Annotated in this window: 7 protein-coding genes; 3 read left to right on the forward strand and 4 right to left on the reverse strand. The window is 40.5% G+C overall.

Features of this window, described 5'->3' with window-relative positions:
- Positions 1-159 precede the first annotated feature (159 nt).
- Entirely contained in the window at positions 160-1236 is a 1077-nt protein-coding gene (locus J3492_RS12735) for a Fic family protein (protein WP_192524930.1), read from the reverse strand.
- A 288-nt stretch (positions 1237-1524) separates the two neighbouring features.
- Between J3492_RS12735 and J3492_RS12740 the strand changes: the two genes are divergently transcribed.
- Positions 1525-2031 carry a plasmid replication DNA-binding protein gene (locus J3492_RS12740; RefSeq protein WP_087815670.1) on the forward strand — a complete coding sequence of 169 codons (507 nt, stop codon included), beginning with the start codon at positions 1525-1527 and terminating at the stop codon, positions 2029-2031.
- A gap of 24 nt (positions 2032-2055) precedes the next feature.
- Here the strand turns inward: J3492_RS12740 and J3492_RS12745 are convergent, their stop codons facing one another.
- Complete coding sequence (locus J3492_RS12745; protein ID WP_207992404.1) at positions 2056-2985, reverse strand: replication initiation protein; 930 nt, start codon at positions 2983-2985, stop codon at positions 2056-2058.
- A 383-nt stretch (positions 2986-3368) separates the two neighbouring features.
- Positions 3369-5534 carry a MobA/MobL family protein gene (locus J3492_RS12750; protein WP_207992405.1) on the reverse strand — a complete coding sequence of 722 codons (2166 nt, stop codon included), beginning with the start codon at positions 5532-5534 and terminating at the stop codon, positions 3369-3371.
- A gap of 288 nt (positions 5535-5822) precedes the next feature.
- On the opposite strand from J3492_RS12750, the gene J3492_RS12755 reads away from it, so the two are divergent.
- The gene (locus tag J3492_RS12755; RefSeq protein ID WP_207992406.1) at positions 5823-6260 is read left to right on the forward strand and encodes a hypothetical protein; all 438 of its coding nucleotides are present in this window, start codon (positions 5823-5825) and stop codon (positions 6258-6260) included.
- 149 nt (positions 6261-6409) lie between these two features.
- Here J3492_RS12755 and J3492_RS12760 read toward each other — a convergent pair whose 3' ends face one another.
- Positions 6410-7162 (reverse strand): ACP-like domain-containing protein, encoded by a 753-nt coding sequence (locus tag J3492_RS12760; RefSeq protein ID WP_011954800.1) that lies wholly within the window; start codon positions 7160-7162, stop codon positions 6410-6412.
- 343 nt (positions 7163-7505) lie between these two features.
- On the opposite strand from J3492_RS12760, the gene J3492_RS12765 reads away from it, so the two are divergent.
- The gene (locus tag J3492_RS12765; RefSeq protein WP_110817436.1) at positions 7506-7946 is read left to right on the forward strand and encodes a hypothetical protein; all 441 of its coding nucleotides are present in this window, start codon (positions 7506-7508) and stop codon (positions 7944-7946) included.
- Positions 7947-8030: the final 84 nt, after the last annotated feature.

Consider the following 8030-nt stretch of genomic DNA (forward strand, 5'->3'; position numbering starts at 1 on the left):
AAGTCCTCACTAGGGTACCGTTCTTGCTTCTATAACAGACGTTATGACAAATAATATGGGAAAGGTATGGAGCAGCGCCAGGCTTCTGAAACTAAGACATACCTATTCATACATTCAAAAATAATGCTGCTCACTAAAGCGAGCGCATGATCTGTCATACTACGCTCGATTCATGAGTAGTTGCAGTAGTTCGACATTGATGTAGTAAGAGCTACGACCAACCTTCTCTTTTTGTAGTAGCCCAATATCAGTCAGCTCATCTAAGTATTTAGTCGCGGTGATGCGCGTTACTGCTAAATCAGTCATCACAAACTCTATTTTGGTATAAGGATGATTAAATAGGTTGTTTAACAGTTCTTGGCGATAGATTTTGGGCTTCTCCTCGCGCATTTTGAGCTTATATGCTTGTATCAATGCCTTGATGTCTTTAATTAAGGTGATGGTGGATTTAGACGTCTCTTCCACACTATCAAGCATAAATAACAGCCAACCTTCCCAGTCGCCAGTATCTCGAACGTGCTGTAGATAGTGATAATAATCAGCCTTATGTCGAATCAGGTAATGACTGAGGTATAAAACGGGCAAGTCTAGTAAGCCTTGCGCCACCAGATAGAGAATATTTAAAATCCTCCCTGTACGCCCGTTACCGTCATAGAATGGATGGATACTCTCAAACTGATGGTGAATGACCGCCATTTTTACCAGTGGATCAAGATCGCATATTGCATCATCATTTATGAAAGTGGTTAGATTATCCATGAATGCTTTGATGTCGTCGCCGTGTTGAGGCGGCGTATAGACAATATCGCCTTGGCTATTTTTGAGTGTCGTACCGGGCAGCTTACGAAACCCTGCAACGTTTTTCTCTAACTCTTCTTGAATCGCTAGAATATCACTTAAGCGAATAATGCCGCTTTTTCGTACCGTATCGAAACTTGATTTTAGCGCCTGCGTATAGTTCTGCACCTCTTTGGTCGCAAGGCTTTGATTGACTATATCAAGCTCAGCTTTAAATAGCTCATCATTGGTAGTGACAATATTTTCTATCTCAGAGCTGTGCTTCGCCTCTTGTAGCGCCAAGGTATTGATTAAGATCGCCTCATTGGGAATAGATGAGACTACACCTTTGAGTTCAGCTAAATGTCGATTGGCTGACGACAGTTTTTTAAGAACCGCTCTGGTTTCTAGCGCCTCCATATTAGGAAGCGGTAAAGGGATAATCTGATACTCGTCCATGGACACCTCTTTGAATATGTATAATATTTCAGCTTTTCTATACATGTTATATATATACGTATAGAAAACCAGCTTTTCTATACGTATTTTTTTGAGATATATAAATTTTCTGATTTATTAGACTTGTTCAGCATCGCTCAATGACACCCTTAGTAATTTTTGAGCCTAATGACTGACAGGAAATTATAATTTGCCTGATAGATAAGTTAGTGCCATAGTTGTTCACTGAACGTTCTGGACAGTTGTACTGTACAGTCTCTAAAAACGTACTTGAACACTAGGTGAACAATGAACATATCGGTGACGAAAGCAGCAAAAGAATGGGGTGTATCAAGAACGACGATCTATCAGAAAGTCAATGATGGTGAGCTTTCTAGAACGGCAGATAAGAAAATAGACGTTTCAGAAATGTTGCGCGTGTTTGGTGAGCCAATTTCTAAAAAACGTACTGAACGTTCAGTGGACACTGTTCAAAGTACACCTCTGAACAGTCAAAGTGTTCAGTACAATACGGATATTGAACACCTATTAGCGCTTGAAAAGCTCAAGAATGAACACCTCAGCCAACAGGTAAGCGATCAAAAAAAGTTAATTGAAAATTATCAGCAGCAGATAGGACAATTGAACAAAACGCTGGATAAAGCCAACGCCAGTATCCAAGATTTCGCACAAGTGAGACTGTTAGAGTTCAAGCAATCTGAAATGAGCGATGAGCCGCCACTTGCACAGGAGCAAGAAAAAAAAGACGATTCAATCGTCGCGACGGCTAAGAAGAAAAAACGGTGGTTCTTTTGACTTTAACGGATATTTGAAAAAACATTAGTGTTTAATCTTTGGTAAATAGCTCTCTAAAGCCTTATTAGGCTTGTTAAAGCTTTCAGGCTCTCGTTGTATGATATTAATCATTTCGCGCTTAAATGCGTCAGTCTGCATTTTGCCGTCATAACTTAGGCTTGGATGGTTGTTATAGTCATTCATAAACTGCACGTTATCAACGATAGACTGTATGGTAGCTTGCGACAGGGTGCCGTCTGCACTGGTTAGCTTGTCTAATGTTTTCCGATGGAATTTGAGCGTTAGGCCCTCGTAACCTTTGCCTCTACTTTTTTTATGGTACTCAACAGTAATTTTATAGTTTGTACTCTCATTTACCTCATCTATAGCAGTCTCAATCACACGCTCTCTAAGCTGTCCAAATTGCTTATACTTACCTTTAATGCCCATAACATAGCGAAAATCGTCTAAATCCATAGATTGAGTATATTGGTACTGACCTACCCAACAAACAATTAATTCATATAAGCGCATAGAGTGAATACTTGAGAGCTCAGACACCTCCATCAGCCTATATTTTGTGAAGTTAGCTTTTAGCTGTGTCAAATAAGGCAGTACATCCTCTGCAAATGTTATTGTTATCTGTTCTCCATTGGGGTCGTAAAGAACACCGCTAACAAAGCGAGTACGAAGCGTTTTATTATCCTCCAGTGCTATCAGTACCTCCCTATCAAAAAGCCGATTACTAGCTTGCTCTAAATCTCTAAAAGCATTCTTCTTGGTGCTATCGGTATAGAATATTTTTGCTACTTCCTCAACTGTCACCGTAAACTTGGTTTGCTTAGTAATATTTGGCGCATCAGGTCTACTGTCAATACGACTAATACAAGTCAGTAATAACTGCTTTTCTTTAGTAGTCATGGTATAAGCTGCTAGAACAAGCTCATTGGATTGTACGACTAGATTGTTTTCCATATTTTTTTCGAATCCTTGCTTAATCTACTGTTATTTCCAATAATAACCAAGATTCACTTTAGCATATAAAACTACAAATAGTATCAGTATTTTTTTGTTGTGTTTATTCTACTCATTTTGTGTTTATTCTACTCATTTTGTGTTTATTCTACTCATTTTGTGTTTATTCTACTCATTTTGTGTTTTTTCTCTTTGTAAGCTATTGATTTTAAAGGTGAAAAAAGGCTCTTAAACAGGATTAAACAGGAGTAAACAGGATCAAATAAAAACCCTTAAAGAAACGGGTGATAAATTTTTTTGTGGATAAGTGAAAAATCATCATTTAAACCACGTAGCTTGCCTAAGTAACTTATCCCTCAGTAATCGTTTTTTTAAGGATGAGATTAAGGACTAAATCCTCGGCTAGGTGTATTAGTTCTACCCACTTGATACTGATAGGACTCTAAACCGTCCTGTAGTGCTCTGTGTTGGCTTTCAGACAGCTCTTTGCCATATTGCTCAGTAAACGCCTCTAAAGTGGCTTTAATCGCCTCTGAGTAGCTTTTACGCTGGGTTGTTGGTAGTGAGTTAACATCACGCAACGCAAGTTTGAATTGCTGACAGGTTTTATCCAAGGTATCTGCTAAATGTTCTCTAGCAACGTCTCTTGCCTCAGCTGGGCAGTTATCCTGATTGATGTAATCTATTAATTCTTCTATATAGCTGAACGATGACATGGTGTCCCGAGTCATTCTGCCAACCTCTCCTGCGCTACCGCCCAGTTTGTCGATAATACTGCTATTAAATGCCGCTCGTTTTTGATCGATATTGTCTCTGAAATCTGTAAAATGCTTGGTAAGCGCTAGATACTGCTCACGTTCAGCGTTAGGATCACGCAACAGCTTAATAATGGCTTTGTTGTTTTCAACCAGCGTGTGATCAAAACGTTTGGCCACTTGGCGTAAGTGCGCGGTAAATTCCACCGCTTTATCGTGGTCCTCAATACCATGGCGCTGTGCAAACTCGCTAAGTAGTGCCACTTGACGCTGATCAAATTTATCAGGGGCGTCAGCCGCGGTTTCTCCTTGCGCCCAGTTGATGGTCATCGCCTCACGATGACGTTGTATTAAGCGCATGGCTAGGTGCAGCTTCATACGTTCAACATACTCAAAGATTCTCTCATCTTTAAAACGGTTTGCTCGAGTGTCTCGATCAATACGTCCTTGCTGTCGATCAAGTCGAGCAGCTCTTGCTCGTCGTGCGTCGTCATCGAAGGGGTTGGGGGCTGGTCTTGCACTTCGCTCAGTTGCTTTGTTAATTTCAATATTTGACTTTCCGATAGCTTCAGTGATTCCCTCAATTGCTTGTTTTGTGTCGTCAATTCTTTGTGTGAGCTTATCATTTGCTTGTGCTGTGCCATTAATTCTTTGTTTTGTGTCATCACATCGCTTTGGTAGGTTTTCGCATCGTTTAGCTGCCCAAGCAATGCCTGATTTTGCCTCTTCAACGCATCGTTTTGTGTCGTCAACTCGAATTGCCGTTCTATTATCTTGTTTTGTGCAGTATGTAATGTAGTATTCTGAGCTTCCAGAGAGTTGTTTTGCAAAGTCAGCTCGTTGTTTTGTGCCTCCAATGCTGCCAGGTAGTCTTGCATTTTTCTCAGTTGCCCAAGCAAGTCCGTCTCGATATTGTTTGATTCGTCGCTCATTGTCTGCTTCCTGTTTGATATGGTTGTCAGCCACCAATTTGTTGCGCGCTTTGATGGCGCGGTTGGTGTCTCCTTTTTCGGTCGTGATGCCTCGGCGCTCCATGGCCGTCGCCTCTACTCCCATTTTAATGGTGGGCTGCTGATCAAGCCCCTGATCCTTGTAACTGCGCGCATCCATCAGCGGTAGATGATATTCGGCCAATACCTTATTGGCGGTATCTACCCACATCTCCCGAACACGCTTAATCTCCTGCATTGATGACGGCAGATCATGCGCCTTACGTTTTTTATTGGACCACTCAAACGGGGTCTTAAGCTTTGGATCAAATGCCAAGGTTTTATTTGGTCCAACGGTAGGCGCTCGAGTAGTGACTAAAATATGCGCGTGAAAATTACGGGGATCAGGGTTTTCCTCACCCTCACGCAAATACTTCGAGCTTGGCGGTACATTAGGATCAAAAGGCAATTTCATCACTGGACGATGGATACACACATCAGCAATCACATCCATATCGTCGCAAAGCTTTTGGGCAAAGTTTATGGCCAGCTGATGCCGATCATACTCGTCTAACTCATACGGCAAATTAATCAGCCACTCTCGCGCCACCCGACTGTCCGAACGTGTCTCTGCCGCTTCAGCGGTATTCCAAAGCGTCTCCCGATCCACACTCACACCCAGCGCTCTTAATGAAAATGGTAAAACGATATCGCTACTCATCACCCCAGACTTTTTACTATAGTCATGGGTCTTGCCATATTTGGCATCATCAAGCACATCGCCAGCACGATAGGCTGCCGACGCCACCGCCGACTGTCCTGCTTTTCGAGAAATCGCCTTTGTTGCAATGTGTACCATCGTCATAAAAAGCCACCTGCTATTTTTGCTTTTTGCACACCACCGCTTTTTGTGGGGTGCGGGGTTTGGGGTTTCCCCAACGAAGAAGGATTCAAAATTAAGAATAGTAACGAAGTGGATAGATTAAATTTTGAGTCGTTACTTCGCCCTTAGTCAGGGGGACGCCACCATAAAATAATAAACTAAGCTATCTAAGGTTTCGGATGTAATTGTGTTAAAGATTACCACAAGTGATTGAACGATAGTAAGGTGCTTGCTATGCTGAGTAAAATTTAATTGATAAGGATAAATCTGATGTCAGTATCTAATAATAAAGCGCCTGTGTCTATTTTTGATAGTCAAGACTCTAATGAATTAAAAGAGCGTCAACGGTTAGAAGAGTTAAAACGCCAAGCTAAGGTTCAGCAGGTAAAGTTGGATAAACGCTTGAACAAGCAGAAGATTCTAATGGGGGCATTTTTAGGTCAGGTATTGGCAACTGATGGTGAGAGCGAGCAGATGATTCGAGAGTATTTTGCGATTCATTTTCCAGATTTTTTAACGAGAAAATCGGATAAAGAATTGTTTAAAAGTATGATTGAAAGTTTGGGTGGCGATGTGGGCTTGGGTGAGGAAGAAGATTCATTTGCAGCCAACGCAAAAGAAAATAATCAAGAGGCTATTGATCAAAACATAGGTGTTGAAAGCAATCAACCTAGCAGTAGTCACGAGCCCATCCCAGATTCTGTGTAACTGCCATTTGCTCGGCCAGTTTTTTAAGGTCAGATTGAGTAGTCATTGCTTATTCTCCAGTTAGTGGATTATAAGCAGTTACACAAAGTTTGGGAAACTCCCATTATCTGATTATGGCTATTTTCCCTTTTTTATTTTTCTGAAGGCGTTTATAATTTTTGACAGTTTTGCAATAACGCGTAGCCACCTTTAGATTTTTTTAAATCTAACAAAGAGTAGACCATTGAGTCTCCAAACACGCCATCATTAATAGTTCCTACGCTCAGTAAGTAGTTATTATTGGAGAATACTGGATTATTTTTTTTACTATATTGATCATCAAAGTTTAGCTGTTGTGAAATATTATCGTAAGTCACTGTCGCACTAGTTTTTTGGTTATTAAAGTGGTAGGTTACGCTTAGATTTTCGTTGCTATCACACTTGTAGTTGACGACATAATTTTGCTGGTTAGATGGTTGCTGCTGGTCAGTGATAAAGGCTTTCAAATTAAAGTTTTTTGCGGTGTTTGCATGCTTACGGGCATCATTGCGTGTTTGGCTTACGATAAGCTTATAATCCCCTGTATAAGGCAGGACTTGGAAATCACCAGAGAGTTCACTAGTTTTATTGTTATTTCCAAGATACAGTAACTTTAATACCACATCGTCTGATGTGTTTTGTCTTACTACTCTTAATACTTGATTAGCTTGTGCATGGAATATATATTCCTTTGTATCATAGCCAGTAATACTGCCCTTGATATCCAAAACTTGGGGGTTAGCAATATTACTGTGACTATTTTTATGAGAAGTCTCTACTGCATTAGTATACTGACTACTGTTATCAGGTGTTGTGTTACAGCCTGCTAAAGCAGCTATACACGACATCACAAATGCAAGGGCGAGTATTTTCTTTGATTTCATCTTAAAACCTTTCGTATTAAAAAATAATTGATTATTTTAACATCCAAAATAGTTGAGTTTATTGGTGTCGGACAAACTATATATTACATCCATATCTTCGAGTAGATTTTAGCTAGTACACAATAGACCAAAGCAAATCCAATGAAAAAACATAACAGATTAACACTCCACCCCAGTGAATGATATGTTCAAGCTAGTAAAATACGGCAAATATTCAAATATTATCCAATCAAGAATCCAAATAATCACGCACGGGGCGTTTATTAAATTGGCTAGCGTCTTTAATTTAGTTGACACAGAGTTTTGAACGCCCTCTTCTCTTATTATATTTAAAGGAAAAATTATGCGTTCTTTGCTTCTAACGACAATGTGCTTAACGGGCAGCTTAGCTCTAGTGGCTTGTAGTAACCATCGTGCCGACACCACGGATCTGAGTAAGCAGCCTACAATAGAAGCGCCGGTAGCGTCAGGGGCATTTACTGCTTTTGGAAACAAAGGGAAAATTTGGCGAATAGTGATTGAAGGAAATGAGCTAAGTATAGAGGCAAATTTCTTAAAGCCAACGACAGCAACAGTTACCGTGGTGGGTTCTGGTTCTGTCAATACTGAAGGTGTCGAATACGCGAGTACTGTCAATGGACAGCCTATTGTTGTGAATATAAAAAATAACCTTTGTATCGATGACAATGGCTATCAAAATGAATTTACTGCAATATTAACTTACGCAGGCAAAGCATATCAGGGTTGTGCCGTTGCCGGTGCAATAGAAATTGCGCCCACATAGCAGATAAGCCCAAGCGGTAGCCAATGTATACTTATAGCGAGCCACTCAAGCTCTTTTCTTGGTTCGGTACCCTAGTGAGGACTT

This window comes from Psychrobacter coccoides (assembly GCF_017498085.1).
Taxonomy (GTDB): Bacteria; Pseudomonadota; Gammaproteobacteria; order Pseudomonadales; family Moraxellaceae; genus Psychrobacter; species Psychrobacter coccoides.

Bases quoted from the DNA above. Each gene is read 5' to 3' on its own strand.
- J3492_RS12735 (WP_192524930.1), bottom strand. From the start codon at position 1,236: ATGGACGAGTATCAGATTATCCCTTTACCGCTTCCTAATATGGAGGCG.
- J3492_RS12740 (WP_087815670.1), top strand. From the start codon at position 1,525: ATGAACATATCGGTGACGAAAGCAGCAAAAGAATGGGGTGTATCAAGA.
- J3492_RS12745 (WP_207992404.1), bottom strand. From the start codon at position 2,985: ATGGAAAACAATCTAGTCGTACAATCCAATGAGCTTGTTCTAGCAGCT.
- J3492_RS12750 (WP_207992405.1), bottom strand. From the start codon at position 5,534: ATGACGATGGTACACATTGCAACAAAGGCGATTTCTCGAAAAGCAGGA.
- J3492_RS12755 (WP_207992406.1), top strand. From the start codon at position 5,823: ATGTCAGTATCTAATAATAAAGCGCCTGTGTCTATTTTTGATAGTCAA.
- J3492_RS12760 (WP_011954800.1), bottom strand. From the start codon at position 7,162: ATGAAATCAAAGAAAATACTCGCCCTTGCATTTGTGATGTCGTGTATA.
- J3492_RS12765 (WP_110817436.1), top strand. From the start codon at position 7,506: ATGCGTTCTTTGCTTCTAACGACAATGTGCTTAACGGGCAGCTTAGCT.